Annotated in this window: 25 protein-coding genes and 5 pseudogenes; 15 read left to right on the top strand and 15 right to left on the bottom strand. The window is 69.0% G+C overall.

Features of this window, described 5'->3' with window-relative positions; translation table 11 throughout:
- The first annotated feature begins 66 nt into the window (after window positions 1-66).
- A complete protein-coding gene (locus AB5J56_RS01730; RefSeq protein WP_369229291.1) occupies window positions 67-345 on the top strand; it encodes a hypothetical protein in 279 nt (92 codons plus the stop codon).
- Window positions 346-357: 12 nt separating this feature from the next.
- Here AB5J56_RS01730 and AB5J56_RS01735 read toward each other — a convergent pair whose 3' ends face one another.
- From AB5J56_RS01735 to AB5J56_RS01745, 3 genes and pseudogenes are all read right to left on the bottom strand, one after another.
- Window positions 358-1542: a glycosyltransferase gene (locus AB5J56_RS01735; RefSeq protein ID WP_369229292.1), complete on the bottom strand. Its 1185-nt coding sequence runs from the start codon at window positions 1540-1542 to the stop codon at window positions 358-360.
- A gap of 224 nt (window positions 1543-1766) precedes the next feature.
- Window positions 1767-2084 carry a hypothetical protein gene (locus AB5J56_RS01740; RefSeq protein ID WP_369229294.1) on the bottom strand — a complete coding sequence of 106 codons (318 nt, stop codon included), beginning with the start codon at window positions 2082-2084 and terminating at the stop codon, window positions 1767-1769.
- A 64-nt stretch (window positions 2085-2148) separates the two neighbouring features.
- Window positions 2149-2460 (bottom strand): annotated as a pseudogene (locus AB5J56_RS01745) (alpha/beta hydrolase); the annotation flags it as partial.
- A 514-nt stretch (window positions 2461-2974) separates the two neighbouring features.
- On the opposite strand from AB5J56_RS01745, the gene AB5J56_RS01750 reads away from it, so the two are divergent.
- Together AB5J56_RS01750 and AB5J56_RS01755 are read left to right on the top strand one after the other, a co-directional pair.
- Window positions 2975-3328, top strand: a complete 354-nt coding sequence (locus AB5J56_RS01750; RefSeq protein ID WP_369229296.1) for a hypothetical protein — start codon at window positions 2975-2977, stop codon at window positions 3326-3328.
- A 20-nt stretch (window positions 3329-3348) separates the two neighbouring features.
- Window positions 3349-4365, top strand: a complete 1017-nt coding sequence (locus AB5J56_RS01755; RefSeq protein WP_369229298.1) for a radical SAM/SPASM domain-containing protein — start codon at window positions 3349-3351, stop codon at window positions 4363-4365.
- Between the two features lie 114 nt (window positions 4366-4479).
- Here the strand turns inward: AB5J56_RS01755 and AB5J56_RS01760 are convergent, their stop codons facing one another.
- The gene (locus AB5J56_RS01760) at window positions 4480-4740 is read right to left on the bottom strand and encodes a hypothetical protein (RefSeq protein WP_369229300.1); all 261 of its coding nucleotides are present in this window, start codon (window positions 4738-4740) and stop codon (window positions 4480-4482) included.
- 256 nt (window positions 4741-4996) lie between these two features.
- Between AB5J56_RS01760 and AB5J56_RS01765 the strand changes: the two genes are divergently transcribed.
- From AB5J56_RS01765 to AB5J56_RS01775, 3 genes are all read left to right on the top strand, one after another.
- On the top strand, window positions 4997-5227 hold the full coding sequence (locus tag AB5J56_RS01765) for a hypothetical protein (RefSeq protein ID WP_369229302.1): 231 nt from the start codon (window positions 4997-4999) through the stop codon (window positions 5225-5227).
- 98 nt (window positions 5228-5325) lie between these two features.
- The gene (locus AB5J56_RS01770) at window positions 5326-6282 is read left to right on the top strand and encodes a hypothetical protein (protein WP_369229304.1); all 957 of its coding nucleotides are present in this window, start codon (window positions 5326-5328) and stop codon (window positions 6280-6282) included.
- 599 nt (window positions 6283-6881) lie between these two features.
- Window positions 6882-7796, top strand: a complete 915-nt coding sequence (locus AB5J56_RS01775; RefSeq protein WP_369229306.1) for a S8 family serine peptidase — start codon at window positions 6882-6884, stop codon at window positions 7794-7796.
- A 64-nt stretch (window positions 7797-7860) separates the two neighbouring features.
- Here the strand turns inward: AB5J56_RS01775 and AB5J56_RS01780 are convergent.
- The 3 genes and pseudogenes from AB5J56_RS01780 to AB5J56_RS01790 all read right to left on the bottom strand — a co-directional run.
- Window positions 7861-8294, bottom strand: a pseudogene (locus tag AB5J56_RS01780) (flavodoxin family protein); the annotation flags it as partial.
- Between the two features lie 198 nt (window positions 8295-8492).
- Window positions 8493-8666 (bottom strand): ester cyclase, encoded by a 174-nt coding sequence (locus tag AB5J56_RS01785; protein WP_369229308.1) that lies wholly within the window; start codon window positions 8664-8666, stop codon window positions 8493-8495.
- On the bottom strand, window positions 8663-8959 hold the full coding sequence (locus AB5J56_RS01790) for an ester cyclase (RefSeq protein WP_369229310.1): 297 nt from the start codon (window positions 8957-8959) through the stop codon (window positions 8663-8665). Before AB5J56_RS01790 ends, AB5J56_RS01785 begins: the two co-directional genes overlap by 4 nt.
- Before the next feature lie 87 nt (window positions 8960-9046).
- Here AB5J56_RS01790 and AB5J56_RS01795 point away from each other — a divergent pair, with 87 nt between their 5' ends.
- The 4 genes and pseudogenes from AB5J56_RS01795 to AB5J56_RS01810 all read left to right on the top strand — a co-directional run bounded on the left by AB5J56_RS01795 (window position 9047) and on the right by AB5J56_RS01810 (window position 11144).
- Window positions 9047-9397: a winged helix-turn-helix transcriptional regulator gene (locus tag AB5J56_RS01795; RefSeq protein ID WP_369229311.1), complete on the top strand. Its 351-nt coding sequence runs from the start codon at window positions 9047-9049 to the stop codon at window positions 9395-9397.
- Between the two features lie 662 nt (window positions 9398-10059).
- A pseudogene (locus AB5J56_RS01800) lies at window positions 10060-10236 on the top strand (IS256 family transposase); the annotation flags it as partial.
- Between the two features lie 28 nt (window positions 10237-10264).
- Window positions 10265-10402: a hypothetical protein gene (locus AB5J56_RS01805; protein ID WP_369229313.1), complete on the top strand. Its 138-nt coding sequence runs from the start codon at window positions 10265-10267 to the stop codon at window positions 10400-10402.
- A 148-nt stretch (window positions 10403-10550) separates the two neighbouring features.
- Window positions 10551-11144, top strand: coding sequence for a hypothetical protein (locus AB5J56_RS01810; protein WP_369229315.1), 594 nt, complete (start codon window positions 10551-10553; stop codon window positions 11142-11144).
- A gap of 595 nt (window positions 11145-11739) precedes the next feature.
- Here AB5J56_RS01810 and AB5J56_RS01815 read toward each other — a convergent pair.
- The 3 genes from AB5J56_RS01815 to AB5J56_RS01825 all read right to left on the bottom strand — a co-directional run bounded on the left by AB5J56_RS01815 (window position 11740) and on the right by AB5J56_RS01825 (window position 13002).
- Entirely contained in the window at window positions 11740-11898 is a 159-nt protein-coding gene (locus tag AB5J56_RS01815; RefSeq protein WP_369229317.1) for a hypothetical protein, read from the bottom strand.
- A 242-nt stretch (window positions 11899-12140) separates the two neighbouring features.
- Window positions 12141-12779 (bottom strand): hypothetical protein, encoded by a 639-nt coding sequence (locus AB5J56_RS01820; RefSeq protein WP_369229319.1) that lies wholly within the window; start codon window positions 12777-12779, stop codon window positions 12141-12143.
- Window positions 12769-13002: an ATP-binding protein gene (locus tag AB5J56_RS01825; protein ID WP_369229321.1), complete on the bottom strand. Its 234-nt coding sequence runs from the start codon at window positions 13000-13002 to the stop codon at window positions 12769-12771. Before AB5J56_RS01825 ends, AB5J56_RS01820 begins: the two co-directional genes overlap by 11 nt.
- Here AB5J56_RS01825 and AB5J56_RS01830 point away from each other — a divergent pair.
- Window positions 12987-13259 carry a hypothetical protein gene (locus AB5J56_RS01830; RefSeq protein WP_369229323.1) on the top strand — a complete coding sequence of 91 codons (273 nt, stop codon included), beginning with the start codon at window positions 12987-12989 and terminating at the stop codon, window positions 13257-13259. The two genes, AB5J56_RS01825 and AB5J56_RS01830, sit on opposite strands and share 16 nt — an antisense overlap.
- Before the next feature lie 209 nt (window positions 13260-13468).
- On the opposite strand, the gene AB5J56_RS01835 is transcribed toward AB5J56_RS01830, so the two are convergent.
- Together AB5J56_RS01835 and AB5J56_RS01840 are read right to left on the bottom strand one after the other, a co-directional pair.
- Window positions 13469-14050, bottom strand: a complete 582-nt coding sequence (locus tag AB5J56_RS01835; protein WP_369229325.1) for a dienelactone hydrolase family protein — start codon at window positions 14048-14050, stop codon at window positions 13469-13471.
- Complete coding sequence (locus AB5J56_RS01840) at window positions 14043-14357, bottom strand: hypothetical protein (protein WP_369229327.1); 315 nt, start codon at window positions 14355-14357, stop codon at window positions 14043-14045. The genes AB5J56_RS01835 and AB5J56_RS01840 overlap by 8 nt, the downstream gene beginning before the upstream one ends.
- A gap of 270 nt (window positions 14358-14627) precedes the next feature.
- Here AB5J56_RS01840 and AB5J56_RS01845 point away from each other — a divergent pair, with 270 nt between their 5' ends.
- Together AB5J56_RS01845 and AB5J56_RS01850 are read left to right on the top strand one after the other, a co-directional pair.
- On the top strand, window positions 14628-15233 hold the full coding sequence (locus tag AB5J56_RS01845) for an exonuclease domain-containing protein (RefSeq protein ID WP_369229329.1): 606 nt from the start codon (window positions 14628-14630) through the stop codon (window positions 15231-15233).
- A gap of 5 nt (window positions 15234-15238) precedes the next feature.
- Window positions 15239-15715: pseudogene (locus AB5J56_RS01850) on the top strand (AAA family ATPase); the annotation flags it as partial.
- Between the two features lie 88 nt (window positions 15716-15803).
- Here AB5J56_RS01850 and AB5J56_RS01855 read toward each other — a convergent pair.
- From AB5J56_RS01855 to AB5J56_RS01865, 3 genes are all read right to left on the bottom strand, one after another.
- Window positions 15804-16298 (bottom strand): GNAT family N-acetyltransferase, encoded by a 495-nt coding sequence (locus tag AB5J56_RS01855; RefSeq protein WP_369229330.1) that lies wholly within the window; start codon window positions 16296-16298, stop codon window positions 15804-15806.
- Between the two features lie 193 nt (window positions 16299-16491).
- Window positions 16492-17877 carry a hypothetical protein gene (locus AB5J56_RS01860; protein ID WP_369229332.1) on the bottom strand — a complete coding sequence of 462 codons (1386 nt, stop codon included), beginning with the start codon at window positions 17875-17877 and terminating at the stop codon, window positions 16492-16494.
- Between the two features lie 90 nt (window positions 17878-17967).
- Window positions 17968-18609, bottom strand: coding sequence for a TetR/AcrR family transcriptional regulator (locus AB5J56_RS01865; protein ID WP_369229334.1), 642 nt, complete (start codon window positions 18607-18609; stop codon window positions 17968-17970).
- Between the two features lie 84 nt (window positions 18610-18693).
- Here AB5J56_RS01865 and AB5J56_RS01870 point away from each other — a divergent pair, with 84 nt between their 5' ends.
- Entirely contained in the window at window positions 18694-19431 is a 738-nt protein-coding gene (locus AB5J56_RS01870; protein ID WP_369229336.1) for an SDR family NAD(P)-dependent oxidoreductase, read from the top strand.
- Window positions 19432-19494: 63 nt separating this feature from the next.
- Window positions 19495-19662 (top strand): annotated as a pseudogene (locus tag AB5J56_RS01875) (DUF664 domain-containing protein); the annotation flags it as partial.
- Window positions 19663-20032: the final 370 nt, after the last annotated feature.

The raw sequence follows: 20032 nt of genomic DNA on the forward strand, positions 1-20032 counted from the left end.
ACTATCTGGCCCCGTCCCGACCTGGACTACGACCAGGCCTCCGCCCTTGGCGCCCTGCTCCATCAGATGATGGTCGACGCGGCCGCCGTCCGCGGCTTCGACCTGACCGCGCACCCCGGCCTCCAGGTCACCGCGGACCTGATCGCCTGGGCCGACACCGTGCTCGCCATGGACCACGCCGTCCTGACCGCGCTGAAGGACCTGGCTGCCCCGCACGACCAGCTCAAACTGCGCCTCTACCTGGACGGGCAGGACGTCCCCGACCCCTATAACGGCGACAGCGACAGCGACACCTTCGCCGAGGTCGCCGCGCTCCTCGAGGCCGGCGCCGACCGGCATCTGTGATTCCTGGAAGGCTCAGCCGGCGGATGCGGCGGAGAGGATCACGTCCACCAGTCTCTCGGCCGCGTCCGGCCGACCGTGCGCGCGGGCCCGCTCGGCCATCGCGGCCCGCAGCGACGGATCGGCCAGCAGCGGCTCAAGGGCCCCGGCCAGCGTCTGCCCCGTGACCTCGCCGAGCAGCGCCACGGCGGCGCCCGCCTCCTGCAGGTGGCGGGCGTTGTGCAGCTGCTCGTTGCCCGCTGAGGAGGCCAGCGGGATGAACACGGCGGCCTTGCCCAACGCGGTCAGTTCGGCGAGCGTGCCTGCCCCGCTGCGTGAGATCACCACATCCGCGAGCGCCAGCACGTCGGGCAACTCCGCCCCGACGAACCCGGTCAGGTGGTAGCGGCCGGCGACCTCCGCAGGAAGCGACGCCGCCCGCCGGCGCAGGCTCTCGACATGGTCGGGCCCGCACTGGTGGACGACGTTGGCGTACGTGAGCAGCCACGGCAGCACCTCGGCCACGACGTCGTTGATCTGCTGAGAGCCCTGGGCGCCGCCGGTCACATACACGGTGGGCCGCCGGCTGTCGAAGCCCCGCAGGCCCAGCGCCTCGACGGCCTTCGCTCCGTTACCCGACAGCACCTGAGGCCGTACCGGATTCCCGGTGACCACCGCGATCGCCCGGGAGGCTTCGGGCAGCAGCTCCAGCGTCGACTCCGAGGACACGGCGATCGCCGTCGCCGACCCGGCGAGTCTGCGGTTGGCCAGGCCCAGACGCACCGTCTGCTCATGCAGCACCAGCGGACGCCGGCACATGCGTGCCGCGAGCCCGGCCGGAACCGCCACATAGCCGCCCGTGGCCAGGACGACGTCCGGCCGGAAGTCCCCGATCACCTTGCGGGCCTGCGCCACCCCCAGCGGCACCCGCGCCATGTCCGTCACGTTGGCCACCGACAGCATCTTCAGCGGATTCGCCGACCGCCGGATCTTGCCCGTCGCGACCGTCGTGAACGGGATCCCCTCAGCGGGAGCGACCCGGGCCTCCAGGCCACTCTCCGTACCGATCCACAGCGCCTCCAACACCCGTCCGGACACCGCCAGCCGCTGCTGAAGCGTCCGCACAGCCGTCAGAGCAGGGTAGGTGTGTCCCCCGGTTCCGCCGCCCGTTACAACCAACCGGAAGACGCCAGACGACGCGGCGTCAGGAGCACTGTTCACGAAGAAGATCCCATCGGGCCTGTACTGCGGAGATTCGTTCGTACGGTAGCGGACCCCGACAAGTCTTCGTGGCCCACCGCGGCTGCCTCCTCTCCGCCAATGGCACAGTCGCGGGGTCGCATGCCGGGAAGCGGGGCGTGATCTTTCTGCCAGAGTCGAGGTCAATACCCCCGGCGTCCACACCTGGAACGAGACCGCCTTGGTCGGCAAGGTCGTAGACCATGTCAGGACCACGAGCACGCTTCACCTCCGCCCGAGCGGAGAGACACCGGACGTCGTGGTCTGGCTGGCAGAAGGATCACGCCCCGCTTCTCGGCATGCATGTCGGTTCTCAGCGACGACAGACGAGGATGCCGCCCAGGCACCTGATCTCGAAGACCGTGCTGGGCGATGTGATCGACAAGGATCGCGCGGGCCCGCTCAATCGTGGCCTCGAACGGCACGTCGTGCTGGTCTGCCCACGCCCGGTAGGAGGCCATGTGCGCGATGACCGGCTCAGGATCGTGGACCGTGATGGTGCCTGGCAGCTCGATCGTCTCCACCCGGCCGAACTCCTCGCCCAGGAAGGCCGGGGCCTTCTCCAGGGAGAGGCGGGCGCTGAGCGAGATGCGTGTTGGTCAGCTGGAACGGATGGTTCGGCGGGCCCGGCGTGAGACCTGGAGGTCTCGGCTTCAGAAGGTACTGCTGGGCGGGGTTGACGTTGCGAGGGTCGTCCATCTTCGGCCGCGGCGACAGCCCCGAGCCCTGAAGGTCCATCATGAAGACGTCGTAACCGGCCTTCGCCAGCTCATCGGCCCAGCTGTACGACTTGAAATCGAGATCAAAGCCCGCGAGCACCGGAACGCTCCGGCCGTGGAGCATCAGGACGGCCGTGCGCTCGTCGAGGTGGCCGGCGGGCGTGCCGTCGCGCTCCCGCACGAAGAGTTCGACGTCCTCGCCCGCATTCGCGGGGACGGTGGACTTGTGGGGTATCCGGTGGCCTTGCACGGTGACGGGCATGAGGATCCGTTCTATGAGCTCGGCCGGAGCGTCGTTGCCCCGCCCAGACCACGCTCGATGCGGGGGGCCGTGCGCGCCACAGCAAGGGTCCAGCGTGCGACGTGCACTTTCTCCGTGCTCGCCCGTCGGCCCCGTCAGCCCGGCGTGCCGCTCAGCGACCTTCCGCACGATCCGCCTCGGCGTGTTCTCCGCGTCCATCCGCCGCCCGTTGCGGGAGGTGAGCAGCGGCCTGGAGGCGAGCGCCGATGCGGCTTCTCTACAAACGCCAGACGGGCAGGCGAAGAGACCAGACCGGTAGGACGCGCCTCATTGTGCTAGCCGCTGTCAGAGGGCGCACGGCGCCCGACTTCACCCGCATGGTCGCTTGTCCGGCCCGGCGGACTGCACACAGACTTCCTTCGGAGCTTCCCTTCCCCTTCACCGAAGGACAGCGATGACCAACGCCAAGCGCGGATCCGAGGCCCTGATGGAGGCCTGGCGCGACGCCGGCCAGCCGATCAGCGACGAGTTCGTCTCCGGCCTCGCCGACATCACGTCCGAGCTCGTCCTGGAGCGGATCCTCATCCGCGGCATTCCCCGCCCCGACGTCCTGCAGGCCACGTTCCGGGCCGACGGCGACAGCCAGGGCACGCAGATCGGGTCGGTGGTCCAGCAGGTGGTGGACCTGGCCCACCGTACGAACGTCGTCCAGCACACCGCCCTCACTTGGCAAACCCGCGGGCTCCCGCCGCTCATCGACGCTCAGGTCATCGAGGTGTCCGTCGGGGCCGGCTACCGCGCCCGCTGATCCCCCTCCCGGGCACCCCGATGACTCTTCCCGGACGGGCCTTCCTGCAGGTCCACCCAACCCGGCGCTGCAACCTCCGTTGCCTGCACTGCTACTCCTCCTCCGGGCCGGATGTCGCGGAGACCACCGAACTGCACGTCCTGCAGCGGGCGGTGGCCGACGCAGCGGCCCTCGGGTACGACGTACTGGGGGTGTCCGGGGGTGAACCGACGCTCTACCAGCCGCTGGACGACCTGCTGCGAACGGCCCGCTCGCACGGCATGCGGACCACCGTCACCAGCAACGGCATGCTGCTCACCGGTCGTCGACTCTCCGAACTGGCCGGTCTGGTCGATGTGTTGGCCATCTCGCTGGACGGCGTGCCGGACAGTCACGTGCGGATGCGTCAGGATCCCCGGAGTTTCGCGGCCATGGAGCGAAGGCTCCCGCTGGTCCGGGCCTCCGGGATCCCCTTCGGCTTCATCTTCACCCTGACCCAGTTCAACATCCACGAGCTGGCCTGGGTGGCCGACTTTGCCGTCGCCGCGGGGGCCGCCCTGCTGCAGATCCACCCGCTCGAAGCTGAGGGCAACGCGGTGGGCGCCCTGCCCGACGCGGTGCCCGACGTGACCGAGATGCTCTTCTCGGTGCTGGAGGTCGCGCGGCTGCGGACGTCGACGGACCTCTTCATCCAGCTCGACCTGGTGGAACGCGGGAACCTCGTATCCCAGGCCGACCGCTTCCTCCTCGGCGACAGCGGCGACGAGGGCGACGGTCAGGGGGATGGGCCAGCCAAGCGGCTCAGCTCCTGGCTGTCACCGCTCGTGGTCGAGACGGACGGTACGGTCGTTCCCTTCACCTACGGGTTCGACCGCCGGTTCGCCCTCGGGAACCTGCATGAGGCACCGCTGTCCGCCCAGGCCCGCACCTGGGACCCGGCCCCCTTCCGCGGCCTGTGCCGCAGGGTGCACGCCGACCTGGCAGGCGAGCACGGGCCCGCCTTCGTGAACTGGTACGACGAGGTCACCCGCGCTTCGCGAGCGAGCCTCACCGGTTGAGCGGACAGGCCGACGGCCCCGGTGATTGCACCGGGGCCCCCGCGATCGTCTTCCAGCCGACTCTGCCGTCGGTGCTGACCTGCGCGGCCGCTACTACTGCGAATACCGATCCGGCTAGGGGTTCATGCAGATCGTCCAGGACTGCAGGCAGTCGGCATTGCACGGCTGCCAGGCGTCGTAATTGTCCTTGAGTTGGTCGCACCCTTCCTCGCAGATCTGATAGCTCCGCTCGCACGCGTTGATCAGGTCGAGCTCCTCCTGCGTGAACATCGGCGCGATGCGGTCGGCGAGTGCGGAGCGGGGCCGGCCGTGTATCCGGTACGCCCCGCTGCTGGGCTGGACGGCGGCCTCGGCGCGGAAACCGGGGATGGTCATGGTGGGTCCTCCCGTCTCGGCCTCGTGGGGCCCGGATCCGGGGGTCCGCCGGCGTGTCCACGGCGGCCCGGCGCCCTCACCTTCCATGATACGGCGCCGGGCCCGCCAAGGTGCGCGGGCGGCGGCGCGGACGCAGCCTGGAAGTGCGGGACATTGTGCGTGCACGCTCATGCGCCGCAGCGGGTCCCGGTCTTCGGAGCGGTGTCGGCTTGCGGGTTCCATCCTGCGCAGACACACCGGGTGAGGAGTATCCGACATGGCGACGGGCGAGCAACGTGATCGCCGCGAACAGACCACCAGGAGTACGCCGCGGCGAGTCCGGCTGCCGGGCTTCGTCACGGACCAGGACATCGGGCTCGGCGACGCCGTCAAGCGAGTCACCTCGACGCTGGGCATCCGGCCCTGCGGCGGGTGCGAGCGGCGCGCCGCCGCGCTGAACCGCCGACTGGTCGTGTCCGGCGGGCCGAGCCGTCGGCAGCGGAACTGACCTCCGGGGAGCCAGTGATGGAACAGGACCAGGACTTCAGGGGGCCGGTGCAGGCCCGTCCAACGGGAGCGGCGGAGCCATCACAAGTGGAGCAGCCGGTGCCCGAACCACTGCCGGACGGCCGGGAGTTGGCACCGGACCCAGCCTACGGCGGAGCCTGGGCGGATCCGCCCGGCCACCTCGAACCCGCCTCCGCGCCAGTCGCCCCGGCCTGCGGGTGCGGCGGTCCGGGCGCCGGCGCGGCTGAAGGGCGACAGCCGGCGGCCTCCGGTTCGGCATCGGACCAGCCCACCTTCGTCTACGCGATCGGCCAAATCGACTTCCGTTTCCCGAGCCTGGGGGTCGAGAAGGAGCTGGCGCAGGCCGTCGGTCGCGTGGAGACCTCGGGGCTGAGCGACCGCCAGACCGTGCACTCGGTCATCTCTCAGCCCGAGAACCGCTACCTCGCACGGCAGTTGTGCTACGTGCTGAACATCCAGGGCATCGACACCTACCTGCTGCGCCCCCGCGATCCGGGCGACGTCGCGCTGCTGGTGGACGCCGTCCGACCCGATCCGCGTCCGACGGACCTGGACGTGGTGATCGGCCTGCGAGGGCCGTTGGCGCCGCCGTCGCTCTGCAACGGCCTGACGCTCCCGGTGGTCTACTTCGATCAGCTCTACTCCTTCGACAGCACGGAGCTGATCAGCGCGATCGAGCGGCCCGAGCAGATCCCGGCCGACCAGTTCGAGTCCGCCTCCTACGAACTCCTCAGTCGGATACTGAGTTTGGGTGACAACGCCGGCGACACCGACGAGCATCGCGCGCTCAACTACCTGGCCGTCCGGTACCAAGGGATCTACCACAAGACCGTGGAGGCGTTCGCGGCGAACTCCGCGCTCAGCGCCGTCGAGGTCTGCGACTCGCGACTGAGCGGCGCCCGCCGGATCCTCGACGTGGTGCTCTCCTACACGCACCGCCACAACGACGTCACCGAGAAGTTCTCCGTGCGGCTCGACTGCACCGAGGAGTTCCCCTTCGTGGTGACGAAGCTGGCGGCCTACTACGACCGCTGACCGGCCGCCGGGCCGAGATGAGGTGAGCGACGATGAGCATCCCGGGTTTTACCGCGGACACGGTGACCTGCCGGGGCAGTGGTGGATACCGGTCGGGGCACGGCACGCCGGCACGGGGGAGGTCGGGCGTGCTGCCACAGGGTCGAGCCGCCCGACGGGCCGGTGGCGACGTCATGCCGGGGGTGTGCGTCCGGCTGTGCCGAAATGAATGCCGACCGTTCTGCCACAACCCGCTCAGCGAGCAGTGCCACACGTGCTACTCCCCCTGCATTGATGACTGTCTGGGCTCTATCAACGATGTGGGTCTGTTCTGAGACGAGGTGTGTACCAATGAGGATGCCAGGCTTCACCGCCGACGCGGCGGTCTATCGGAGCCGGGGGCACTACCGCCCGGGGCCGTTCCGGGGTGGGCCGGCGCATGCGAACATCCTGGTGCCGTCCGCACGGTCGGGCAGCGGCTCGTGGTCTCCGATCGACCCGATCTGCATCCCCGAGTGTCGCGGGGCCTGTTTCCCGTTCTGCGTGCGTGACCCTCTCAGCCGGAAGTGCCGCGACTGTTTGAGCCACTGCTACGCCCTCTGCCCGCCGGGCCCGGGCGTGTGAGGGCGCTCGACCTGGTCGGGCTGGCGCCGCTGATGGGGCGCAGTGCCGGGCGGCCGGAGGTCGCCGTCGGATTGCTCGACGGCCTGGTCGCCGTCGGACAACCCGCTTTCGCCGGGCGGCGGTTGCGCGTTCTGCCCGGCCGGCCGGACGCCACTGGCGGGCCGGCCGAAGCCGGTTCGGTCTGCGCGACCGCCGGCGACGGTCCCTGCGTGCACGGCAGCTTCGTCGCCGGCGTGTTGAGCGCCGACCGCGCCTCGCCGTCGCCGGGCATCTGCCCCGACTGCACCCTGCTGATCCGTCCCATCTTCGCCGGCCACCGCGCCAACCCGGTTGCCGTACCGGCCGGTTCTCCCACCCCGCTGACCGCCTCGGCCGAGGAGCTGGCCGCCGCTGTCGTACAGGCCATCGATGCCGGAGCCCGGGTGCTCAACTTGAGCGTTGCGCCCGAGCGGCCGTCCAGCAGCGGGCACCGCGAGCTGACGGCCGCCTTGGACCACGCGGCGGCGCGCGGGGTGCTCACCGTCGTCGCGGCCGGGAACCAGGGCCGACTGGGCAGCTCCGTGCTGACCCGGCACCCCTGGACCATCCCGGTCATCGGGTACGACGGCCGACGCCGCCCGATGGGCCTGTCCAACCTCGGCGGCTCGATCGGCGCCCGCGGTGTCGGCGCACCGGGACAGGCCTTGGTGCAGCTGAACCCCGGCGAGCGCCCGCTCGTGCTCTCCGGCACCAGCGTGGCCGTCCCCTTCGTCGCCGGAACCCTCGCCCTGCTGCTGTCCTGCTTCCCGCGGGCCGCCCCGGAAGAGGTCCGCGCGGCCGTGCTTCGCGGCACCGCCCGCACATCCGTGCGGCGCTCGGTGGTGCCGCCACTGCTGGATGCCTGGGCCGCCTATGAGATCCTGCGGGGCTGACAGCTGACGGTTGTTCAGACGACGACGCCCCGACAGTCGTCCACCGCCTGCTTCAAGCCGGCTTTCAGCGGTGCTCGGGGTTGTCGAAGTGGAAGCGGTAGCCGGCGTCCCTCTCGGAGCGCTGGTTGCCGTGGGCCGGGATTGCCGCGGCATCCTTGATGCATGCGGGCGAGGTGCAGCTGGTTCCACGTCATGAAGGTGGTGTTCCGGTTGGTGAAGTCGTTCTCCGGGCCGCCCGAGCCCTCGTCCAGGTAGGACGGACCCGGGCCGGCCGGGCCGGCCCAGCCGGCGCCGGACCGAGGTGGGATGACGTAGCCGAGGTGCTGGAGGCTATAGATCACGTTCATTGGGCAGTGCTTCGCGCCGTCCTGCGTTGCCGGTGATCAGGCAGCCGCCGACCCGGCCGTGATAGCCGTGCTGGCCGTGTTCGTTGAGGATCGAGGAGCAGGCGTACAGGCGCTCGATGACGCGCTTCATCACTGACGAGTTGTCCCGCAGGCCGAACGCGCCGCGGCCGGCTGAGTTCATCCCCGGTGAGGACGGCGGCTCCGGCGGTGCCGATGGCCGGCCGCCCCACCCACTCATGGCCGCCGGCATACCTTTCCCGGACTGGCCCCTGGAACGAGTGCGCCGCGTCGAGGCGGCGGTTGCCGATCAGGGTTCAGGGGCAGGCGTGGTCCGAGAAGGTCTCGATCTTCAGGCCGGCTGCGTGCCGGTGCTGATCTGTTGGGTGAGCTGGAGCAGTTCTTCGACGTGGTAGATCTCGGTGATCTTGCCGTCGACAACGCGGAGGATGTCGGTGCCGGTGATGTCGACCGGGTTGCCGCTGGCGGCGAACCCGAAGGCGTCTCCGGTGTGGGTCCCGGTCATCCGCCAGTGGAGGACAACCCAGCCGCCGGGGAGCTCCTGCTGAACAGGATCCGGTGCTGCGTGTCGGTGAATCCGTCGCGGACCGCGGCGATCAGCACTCGCATGCCGTCGAGGCCCGAGGCGGCGCCGTCAGCGGGGTTGTGGTCGATCACGTCGGTGGCGAACACCTCGTCCGCCCCGGCGACGTTGCCGGTGTCGTAGAGCTCAAGGTTGCGCGCGGCGACCCGCAACGCGGTGGTCGTGGCCGAGCGCACCATCTCGCTCGCGGTGTTGGCCGTACTGATCGCGGTCATGAGGTCCTCCATGGCGTGGGGTGCGGGCTGCTCCGGCTATAGCTCCCCGAGGGAATCAGTTCCCTCAAATGAACCAATGGGGAGAGCATGAGTGAGCTGGATCACCCTTTGCCGGAATGTCCGATCGCCCGATTCCTGACCGTGCTGGACGGGCCCTGGGCGACGCTGATCGTGAGGGAGCTGCTGACCGGCCCGAAACGCTTCACCGAGCTGCGCGCCGGACTTCCGGGGATCAGTCCCACGACCCTGTCCTCACGGCTGCGACGATTCGTACTCCTAGGGCTGGTCACCCGCACGGCCTATCCGGAGATCCCGCCCCGCGTGGAGTACGAACTCACCCCGGCAGGCGCACGACTCGAGGTCGTGCTGGCCACCATGGGCGCCTGGGCCGAACAAGACCTTCCCCGCACAGGCGCGTCCCTCATCGAAGATCGGTAACCAGGACCCGCCGACTGGGCGACCGAAACAGTGCCTGACAGGGCATCTCAGGCCGAAAGGGCGGCTGGCTGGCGCGGTTTGGAGAATCCGGGCCCACAGACAAGCACTGACGCAGCGGCACAGTGACATCGATTCCCATGGACATTGATCATAAAAACGCGCGCCAGGTGACTCCCGAACTCAGGTCGAAACGATATCCACGGAAGTGACACAGCCAGACACCCGCACAGCAGGGTCCAGCCAACTTCTATTCAGTCCGCCCAACTGAACACAAGGACTTGACAGGGAACGTGAAGTCGGCGATGGCCCAGTCCCTGCTGGACCACGGCCGGACCGGTTCCTTCGCCTTCCCACCGCCGATCGGTTCGCTGCTGGACGTGGATCTCGAAGACGGCGTTCTCCTGCGGGTCCATATGGTCCGGGTGACGAGGATTCCGGCGTGTGTAGGGCGGCCCCGCTTCTCAAAAAGCGCGTCCTGCTCATCGTTGCCTCCCGACGCTCACACCGTGTCATACACGCGAGCGCCTGATGTGCGGACGGCTATCGGCGTCAGTCGTCGATCAGTGAGAGATATCGGGCGTATTGGGTGTCGGCGTTTTCCGGTTACGGACGAGGCTTCCTTCTTCCATGCGGTAGGTGCGCTCGGGATCGCCCTTGAAGGGCCCGACCCCGCCGCCCTTGACCGGATCGCCGCCGCGGTCCTGGCCGAACTCCACGACGAATGGCAGGTCTTCGACCGCCGCTACCTCTCCGAAGCCTCCATGGCCGAGCTCTTCACAGACAAGCGGACCCGACAGCGGCAGGTCCCTACTCAACCGGAACCAAACGACCTCGACTGACTACACCAGCCGGCGGGACCCATCCGTCGTGTTCGAGCGCGACCGGATCGTCGAGGAAGGAACCTTCAACTCGCTGCTCGCGGCCGGCGGGCTGTTCGCCGAGCTGTACAAGCTGCAGCAGGATGACCCTGCAACTCTCGACGAGGGAGAAGGGGCCTTCTCGTGATCCATGCCGGACGCGCCGCGCTGGTTCGTACGCTCGCCGACCTGGCTGCGGCCGCCGGCAAGACGGCAAGACGGCAAAGACATTCAGCAACCAGAAGCAGCACAAGCAGCCCGGGCATCCGGAGCCGATCAGCTCGCCGCGGGCGCGAGTGCTGCTGTGGGACGGCGAGCAGATCGACGCCTACGCAGCGGGCCGGCCCATGCCGCCGCTGCCGGTGCAGGACAGTCCGGACAATCTGCTGGACCGTAACGAGTCCGCCGACCTGGCCGGCGTAGAGCCTCGCACATGGGACCGGTACGCCAACTTGCCCGGCATGCAACCGCGGCCGGATCCCGTCGTAGTCGCCAGCATCGAGCACTGGCGACGCGGCGACGTCCTGGAGTGGCTCGCTGCCCGTCCCGGCCCCGGCTCCTCCTCTGGCCGGCCAGTCGGAAGCCGCGACACAGTGCCCCGTGCCAGCACCCCGGTCCGGGCAGCCGAGCTCCTGGAGCACGAACCTGCCATCACCGCCGCCCAGGCAGCCGCCAAGTTCGGCGTCACGGCCGACACGGCACAGCGCGCCCTCTCCCAGGCGCGCGCCGCCGCGGTCAGCCGCCTCCCGCAAGTCGAGCCCGACCTGACCGCCGACGACGTCCACAGCCGTCTCGGATTCCCCGTGTGGGCAGCCGAACGCGCGCTGAACGCGGCCAGGATGCCGTCGGACACGGACACAGGGAAGGCGCCCGGCCCCGAGACCTCGTGAGCCCCAGGAAGAAGGGTCAGCGGCCCTCCACACCAACCGCCGCCTGGCAGCCTGACTACCAAGGGAGATCATCGAACCCAAACAGGACGCCAACCTCACAGCGCTCGCTTCCGAAGGAGAGCCCGGCAGAAGCCAGCACCGAGACCACCACCCACCAGCCCTGACCCCATCCCTCCCTCCTTCTTCTCTATCGGCGCGGGCAAGTGGTAGCAAAGGGAATGTCGCACCCCCGACCACTCCTTCTCCCTCTGGTGACCTGCACCGGCTCCCCTACCGCATCCCACCAAGGGCAGGGGACGTTGCAAGCGACGGAGCAAGAGAAGACGCAGGAGCTGCCGCAAGAGTTCTTGCGATCCAGTGTTTTCTGCACGTGCGGTGTGCTGAGCGGGCGTTGGCCGGGTCCGCAAGCTTGCCACCACGGCTGAGCGGCACGAGGTGGCCGAGAGTGAAAGAGAGCAAGTGGCGGCGGCCGCCGGCGTTGCCGGGGATGTTCTGGCCGCAGATCCAGCAGCACAGTCCGAAGACTTTCTGCCAGGCGACGAGACGACAGTAGGGGCGCCCGTCGCCTATGCCGATCACGCGCGCCACCTCCTGACTACGCCTTGGACACGGCCCACTCGCTGAGATCAGAGCCTTCAGGCCCGTACACGAGCCGCTCGGGCCTCTTGCCGCTGGGGACGGGGAAGGCGATGAGGCCGGCGGCGCAGCGTCCGGGCTTCACGGTCTTGTCCATGGGGAACTCGGGCTTGGGCATGTCGCCGCCGGTGGAGCCGGTGACCTCGATGCTCGTGCCGTCTTTGTAGGCGAGTGACCAGGGGATGATGAGGATCTTTGGAATCGGCCAGGGTCGCTCTTCCCTTCACATCGTTGGATCTTGAAATGAGTGGGGAGGCTGGGGAGCGAAGAGCATGTGTGAGGGCCCGGCGGCCGAAGGCCGCCGGGCCCTGGTGATCGGTGAGGGTCAGACGGAGAGGTCACCGGGGTGCAGGGACGTGTTCACGGTGTCCGCCGCAGCGGAGTGATGTCGGGGACGCGGCTGCCGATCGAGGGACGGGCGGCTTCCGGGGTGGCCAGCAAGGCGACGATGGTGATCGGCTGGTCGCAGTGCGGGCAGTTGCGGGTCGCGGTGGGCTCCAACGGGTCCCGGACCCCCGATTGTTGGCGGGGTGCCGGCCGGGCGGCAGGCAGTTCGCCCACCGGTCGTGCCGGTCGCGGGCTCGCGCCGAGGCGACGGGCCCGGTTGTCGTCCCGGGCTTGGCCCCGGCGCCGGTCGGCGTCCCTGCGGCAGGCGGGAGAGCAGTAGACCTGCCGGACGGTTTTGGGTGCCTCGAAGGCGTCGTTGCAGACTGGGCAGGCGCGTTTCTCCAGCGCGTGTTCGCTGGAACGGGCCTTGGTGCGGCAGTCACGCGAGCAGAAGACACGCTTCGGGCTGACGTCGGTCGTGAACTCGGTGCTGCAGACCGGGCAGGTCCGCTGGACGGGTACTCTCTGGCGGTTGGCTTCCCGGCAGGCGGGAGAGCAGTAGACCTGGCGGCTGGCGTGGTTGGTGACGGTGAAGTCCGTCTCGCGGAACGGGCAGCGTCGGGCCAAGTCCGAAGAAATCCCGGCGGTGTTGGGGTTGCTGTCACGAGACACGCGCGTTCACTCCCGCCCGCAAGGTATCGGCTGTGGTCTGGTGGCTGCGAAGCCGGTAGGAGGGGCCGTCGATGCCGGCGACCGCGGCCCGGTGCAGGAGCCGGTCGAGCATCGCGGCCGCGACCGTGGCATCCCCGAACGCCCCGGCCCAGTCAGCGATCCCGACGTTGGTCGTCAAGATCGTGGACGATTTCAGACGAGGTACGCGTGGTCGACTGGGCATGGGCCTCCAGCGGCGCCGCCTGGATCGACCCCGCCCTGTGGGTCATCTGGCTCATCGCTTCCGGCCACGCCGTGGAACAAGCCGAAGCCCTGGCACGTCAACACCCAGCCTGGAGCCACGCCCCCGTGCACGGCATCAACGCCTTCGCCCGCGCACAGCAACGACTTTGGGAGTCGATCGCCAGGGCCGACGAGTCCGACGAGTGGACCCACACGATGCACGACACCGCAGCAGTCTGGGCGGCCCACCGATCGTGATCCCCTCGCGGGCAGGTTCCGGGAGTGGTGAAGGCCCGCTACCTGGTCACTCTGCCCTGGAATCCGTGCGCGGCTTCCAAGTCCGCCCAACCGTTGAGCCGTCGACCAGTGAACTCGGCAACTTCACCCGCACCCACGCCGACCACATCCACGGCCGTCTTGCGAACGGCCGCCTTGCCGTCGACAGGATCAGGTCGTTGATTCCCTACTTACGAGTTGGTGCGGTCGAGGAAGCCGAGCACCCGATGGTTGACCTGCATCGCAGCCTGTTCGTCGTAGGACCGCAGGCTGCTGTCGGTGAACAGGTGCCTGTCGCCGGGGTAGAGGAACAGCTCGGCATCCGTCACCGTCTCGACGACCGCGCGGGCGGCGTCCGCATCACCCTCCCCGGCGAAGAACGGATCTGCGTCCATGCCGTGGATCTGAACTGGGACGTCTTGGGGCCAGGCGGCGCCGAACTCCGAGACTGGGACGCACGCCTCGAGCAACAGTGCACCCTTTGCTCCGGGGCGAGTCTGGGCCAGCTTCTGCGCCGGCAGGACGCCGAGCGAGAAGCCAACATAGATGAGCTCCGCAGACATCCCCTCGGCGGCGGCGGCTCCGCGCGCGATGATCGTGTCGAACCCGACGCTCTCGGCATAGGCGGCGCCCTCCTCGAGGCTGTCGAATACCTGCCCTTCGTACAGATCTGGAGCGTGGACGGTGTGTCCGGCCCGTCGCAACTGCTCGGCGAAACTGCGAACGCCGGCGGTCAGCCCGTGTCCATGGTGGAAGACCAGCACCTCAGCCATGTTGCTCCCCTCGTACTGCGGTGCCCGGTGGCGCCGCGGCACGAGTATGGACCGCTGCACTGACATCCACGGGCCTCGGCCGGACAGAACCAGGCCGGTGGTTCCTGTTCGGTGAGGCGGACTTCGAGGACGTCGACTCGCTGGTCTCGAAGCGCAGATTCGAGCGGGCGGCCTTCAGCCGCTCGTCGAGAGTGCAGTTGTCGGTGGTGAGCTGGAGGACGCGTTGCTTGAATGTGGTGTTCTCGGTGGCGATCCGTTGGATGGCTTCCCCGGTCCATTCGACCTGCGAGTCGCGGATCTGGCCCAAGAGTTCACGATGCGGGTCCGCTGGGTGAGGATCTCGGCCTGGGCGGCTTCAACGAGGCAGAGCTGACAAGTGGCACCGTTGCCTGTCGCCTCAGGCGCAACGACAGTCTTCCCTTGGTGACCGTGCTGCTATTTCAAGATCCGCAACGGCTGTCGAACCCGGCAGACAAACGCTGTCGCCTGAAGTGAACGAAGCCACAAGCCCCACCACCCACCGCCAGCACAGCCAGGCCCCCATCGGCTGGGCAGCGGAGGACGGACTGGAGACCTCATGAACTTCGCCACCTGGCCCCCACTGCTCGTTGTCGACGTCGAGGGCAATGGGACCACGCCGCCCGACCTGGTCGAGGTCGCCGCCCTGCCGGTCCGGGACGGCCACCCCGACAAGAGCACCGCCGGGGCGTGGCTGACACGGCCGGAACGTCCCCTCACGCCCTTCGCCACCAAGGTGCACGGCCTGACGCACGCCGACCTGGCGGACAAGCCCTCATGGCCGGAGATCGCCGACCAGGTACACGGCTTCCTCGGCACGGCGTGGATCTGCGCCCACAACGCGCACACCGACTACAGGGTGCTCAAGGCGCACCTGCCGACGTGGGAACCGGCCGGCGTCCTCGACACGCTTCGGCTCGCCAGGGCCACGCTCCCCCACCTCCCCGGCTACAGCCTCGACGCCCTCATCGACACCCTGAAGCCGGATCTGGGCGAGGCCCCCGCCGCTCCACGGCACCGGGCCACGTTCGACGCGTTCGCAACGGCGCAGCTCCTCATCGCCATGGCCAGCCGCTACGCCACCTGGGACGAACTCGTTGCTGCGGCCGTGCCGCCCGGCCTGCCCGGCGCCCCCGAACCAGAAAAGGACCCCACCCTGTGGTGACCCAGATGACGCCTATCCGTATCGGGGTGCTCGGCACCCACTCCACCGGCAAGACGACCCTGCTGAAGCGGATCGAGAGGGAACTGCGCGGCCACGGGCTGGTCGTGGCCCGCACCGGCCGCCTCGCCAAGCGGGCCGCCGAGATCGGCCTGCCGAAGATGCACCGCCATACCGTGGCTACCACTGAGTGGATCATCACGCAGGGCATCGCTGACGAGATCGCCGCCGCAGCCCGGGGCGCCCACGTCGTCCTCGTCGACCGTGCCTCCTTCGACGCCATCGCCCACCTCCGGGCGGCGCTCGAGTTCCGGGGCGAGACTGTGCACCGGATGGAGATGGAGCGGCTGCGGGGCCTCGCCGCCACACAGGCGCCGAAGTACGACCTGCTCCTCGCCACCGTCCTGGACCCGACCGTGCCGGTCGACACCGGCCATGACTACGACGCCCGTTACCGCCTCCTCGTCGACGACCACGTCCACAGGCTCCTGGCCGAGGACGTCATCCCGCACCGCCCCGTCACCAGCGACGCCCTCAGCCAGGCAGCAGCCGACCCACGAGCAAGATCAAGGTCTATGGCTGGAGGTCGCGCTGGTACCAGGTGCCTGACTTGCCGCCGAGATCGGCCGGGGTGGCAGGGCCAACCGGGACGAACCCGGCCTTGGTCAAGACTTTCTGGGACGCGGCGTTGCCGTGGGAGGTGGCCGCCCGCAGTGTGCGCAGGCCGTGCATCGCTGTCGCCATCCGGCACAGCTCCCGGACGGTCGTGGTCGCCACGCCGCGGCCGGCGACCTGCTCTGCGACCCGGTAGCCGAGTCTGGCAGTGCCGTCCTCCAAGTCGTACAGGTTGAACCTGCCGAGTACCGAGCTGTCCTCGGCGACGAGCACGTAGAAGGCGCAGATGCCGGCCTCGTGCTCGGCCAGCGAGGCCTTGAACCGGTCGGTGAACTGGTCGAAGAAGTCGTCGCCACGGTCGGAGACCGAGGCAGCGAAGTAGGTGCGGTTCGCCAGCTCGAAGGCCAGGACCGCCGGGGCGTGGTCGGCATGCAGCCGCTTCAGCTCGGGCATCGCCCGACTCTACCCAGATCGTGCGCTGAGGCCACCTGACATCCTCTCAGCGCAACACCCGGAACGGGGCGGGCTCAGCAGCCATTTCCCGTGCACGCAGGGGTCAACCTGTCTCACATGCAGGCACCGCCAACAATCCGGGTGCTTCGCCTCATCCCTGAAGCCGCCCGTGATACCGGTTATCGGATTCTGGTCAGCGCGGAATGTCGTCGAGATCGTCGAAGGGCGGCGGAGTGCGGGAGGAGGCCATGAAGGGTACGAGGCGGGTAAACCACCGGCGGGTGCGCGGCACTTGGGCCGGGGGACCGTCGAGTCCAGTGCGGTGGAGAACGCGCGCATACGCCACCAGGAAGGAGCCGACTTCGTCAGCGTCCGCTCCCAGGGCGGAAACGAGGCGCTTGAGGTAGATCCAGTCGGTGGGCAGTGATGTCCCGGCCAGCCAGGACGTGACGGCCCGTTCGGCAAAGGACACACCGGTGTCTTCGTTCGGCTCGGGGAAGACCGCTTCCACAAGGCGTTCGGCCGGCCACTGTTCCTGGCCCGCGCGGGCATGCAGGTCGCGTAACTGCCTGGCCAGCTCCCGCGTGGCGGCTGCTTCATCCACGGGTACCAGGTCATCGGCCGTAGCGCCGATGCCCCGGCCGAACACGCGCGTAGCAGGCATGTTGCCGGGTGTATTGCTGCTGGTCGCAGAGTTGTTCAGATTGTCCACGCGCTCCAGCCGGACGTGCCCGGTGTCCGGGCGGTCGGCGGGATGCCCGTGCAGCAACGGTCCGGGCTCCCTGGCAGTAGCCGTCGTGTCGGGGTTCAGCCGTTCCCGCAGGGCGCCCAGGTCGCGTTCCTGTTCGTCCAGTTGCTCGCGGGTGATCTGCAAGGCGTCCACGATCTGATCAAGAGAGGGGAAGGGCAGCGCGTGGGCGTCGGTCGAAACACCGAGATACGGGGCACCAGGGTCGTTGGCGGGTTCGATCTGCTGGCGCAGGCGGATCTGTTCCTGGGTGACCTGCGCCTCTGCCGCAAGGCGGAGCACGTACGCCTCGTCCCTGGACCGGCGCGCCCGCTCCAGCTGCGCACCGGCCTGGCGCCGGTACTCCTGCGAAAGTGCGAGTTCCTGCTGCAGTTCGGCCTGTGCGTCCTGCCGGGCCCGGTCCCGCTCTGCTTCCAAGGTGCCGCACCGTTTCTCCAGTACGGAGACCATCTCCTCCAGTTGCTGGCAGCGCTGCTCGGAGACAGCCAGCTTCTGCATCGCCTCGATCTGCCGCAGGCGTGCGTCGTCGAGCCGCAAGAACGCCTCGGCTGCCGGATCCTGTGCGCGGGCGCGCACCTCCAGGACTGTGGTGTGCGCGCCTGCGTTGTCGGGGCGGCGGGCGGCCTCCTGCGCCTGCCTCAGCAGGTGAAGCCCTTCTTCCAGCAGCTGTTCCCGCCGCACCGGTTCCGGTATGTACCGGGCAACCACCTCACGCAGCAATGCCGCGGGAATGAGGGAGCTGCCGCACCGGTACTGGCTCCACAGCGCCTTGCTCGCGGGGAAATCCCTCTCCAGCTGGCGGACCGTCACCTCGCTGGTGAGGCTGCGCAACCAGACGGCAAGGACGTCCGCCTGGCGTGTTCGTCCGCGTAACGGGCTTAGGCCGTGTCCGGCGGATCATGTGGCCGTGATGGCACCAAGTTAGTTCTCGCGGGCCGGACTGCGCCCGGTTGCGAGGCGTTTCTGCCCCTCGGGCATGGGCAGGACCGCCAGTGCGGTGTCTGCAATGTTCCGCAGCGTCTCCGGGTCCAGGCCGGCCTTGCCTACCGCCTCGATACCGCGGACCACCGTCAACAGCAGTGCCGCCAACCGCTCCGGATCCGCAGCGCTATCGATGTCGCCGTGGCGCTGGGCGGCGCTGATCTCCGTCCGCAGCAGGGTCAGCAGTGCCGTCATGGTCTCGGCCGACCGTCCGGCGACCGTCGGATCGTGCTGGGCCAGTTCCGCCGCGCCCTTGGCCAACAGGCACCCGCGGCGCTCGGCGTCGGAGGCGGTGTTCTCCGCCATTAGGTGCACGTATCCCGACAGCCGGGCCAAGGCCTCTGCGTCCGGGCCACCTGCCAGCCGCCCTTCGGCCACCTCAACGACTGCGGTGCACCAGTCGCCAAACACGCGGTGGAACAGCTTGCCCTTGTCGCCGAATGCGCCGTACAGGCTGCCCTTGCCCAGGCCGGTCGCCTGGGCGATGTCGTCCATCCGGGTTCCTGCATAGCCGGTCGCCCAGAACTGTTCCCGGGCCCGCTCCAGGACTTGGCGTTCGTCGAATGCGCGTGGTCTCGGCATGGTTTCAGCCTAACCATTCTTGACTCGATCGTCCATTACTGACTACGTTATGGACGATCCATTCCATAACTGAAGGGGTTCGACATGCCAGGCGTGCTGCAGGAGAAGGTGGCTGTGATCACCGGAGGGACCAGCGGGATCGGGCTGGCCATCGCCCATTGCTTCGTCCGGGAGGGCGCACGGGTCTTCGTGACCGGCCGGGACATCGACCGCCTCGAAGCGGCAGTCAAGGAGATTGGTCCTGCGGCCACCGGCGTACGATCCGACGTCTCGGTCCTGGCCGACCTGGACGCGCTCTACGCGCGAGTCCGCGAGGAGGCCGGACGCATCGACGTGCTGGTGGCCAACGCGGGAATCGTCGCGGACGCCGCGCTCGGCGCCCACACCGAGGCGAACGTCGACCTGACGCTCGCCGTCAACGTCAAGGGCCCACTATTCACCGTCCAGAAGGCGCTTCCGCTGCTGGCGGAGAACGCCTCCATCCTGGTCATCGGCTCAAGCAACAGCGTGCGCCCCAATGAGCACCTCGAGGTCTACAGCGCCTCGAAGGCAGCCTTGAGCAACCTCGTGCACAACTGGGCCCGGCAATCGCGAGAGCGTCGATTCCGGGTCAACGTCCTCAGCCCGGGACCCACGCGGACGCCTGCCCTGCTGCGCGCCGCGGGGCCGGACGTCGACCGGTTCGCCGAGGCCGTCGTGCCACTGGGGCGGCTGGCCGACGCCGAGGAAATCGCCGAGGCCGCCCTCTTCCTGGCTTCGGACGCCTCGTCGTTCGTCACCGGCGCCGAACTCTTCGCCGACGGCGGCTACACCCGGGCCTGAACGACGGCCGGTGGTGCGCATCCCGTTCCCTCGAAGCGATGGGGCGCACTCCCGGCCGCGTGTGCGTCGTACGAGGCCCAGTGCGCTCGAAGCAACGAGATCGTGGCCGCGGCCTCTTGGGATGACGTCGGCCGCCACCCCGACTGCCGGTCCGGCAACGCCGGCCTCCGCTGGGTGCTCATCCATCTCGTCGAGGAGACCGGACGGCACGCGGGGCACGCGGACATCGTGCCCAGGTCGCCGCTCTTGCCGCTGACAACGACCTTCGTGCAGCCGTCCCGCCGGCACAGACCGGCGACATACATCTCGAAGTCCTGCCACGACAGCGCGTCGACCTCGGCCATCGACAACTCCCGCGCCCGGGCCTCCTCCTGTGCCCGCCACTGCCGGTCCTCACCGATCGCGAGGCGGTGCGCGCGCAGCAGCGCCCAGCCGGCCCCGCACACCACGACCGCGCCAAGCACGCCCGCGAGGACGGGCCACACCGCCGCCCAGTGCCCGGCCGCCCACACCACGGCGACCGCTGCCGCCACCGCGCCCCAGCCCTGCAGCTGCCTGCGCGTCCGCTTCCTCAAGCGCCGTCGTCGCTGTGCTGCCATCA

This window comes from Streptomyces sp. R21, assembly GCF_041051975.1.
Classification (GTDB): Bacteria; Actinomycetota; Actinomycetes; order Streptomycetales; family Streptomycetaceae; genus Streptomyces.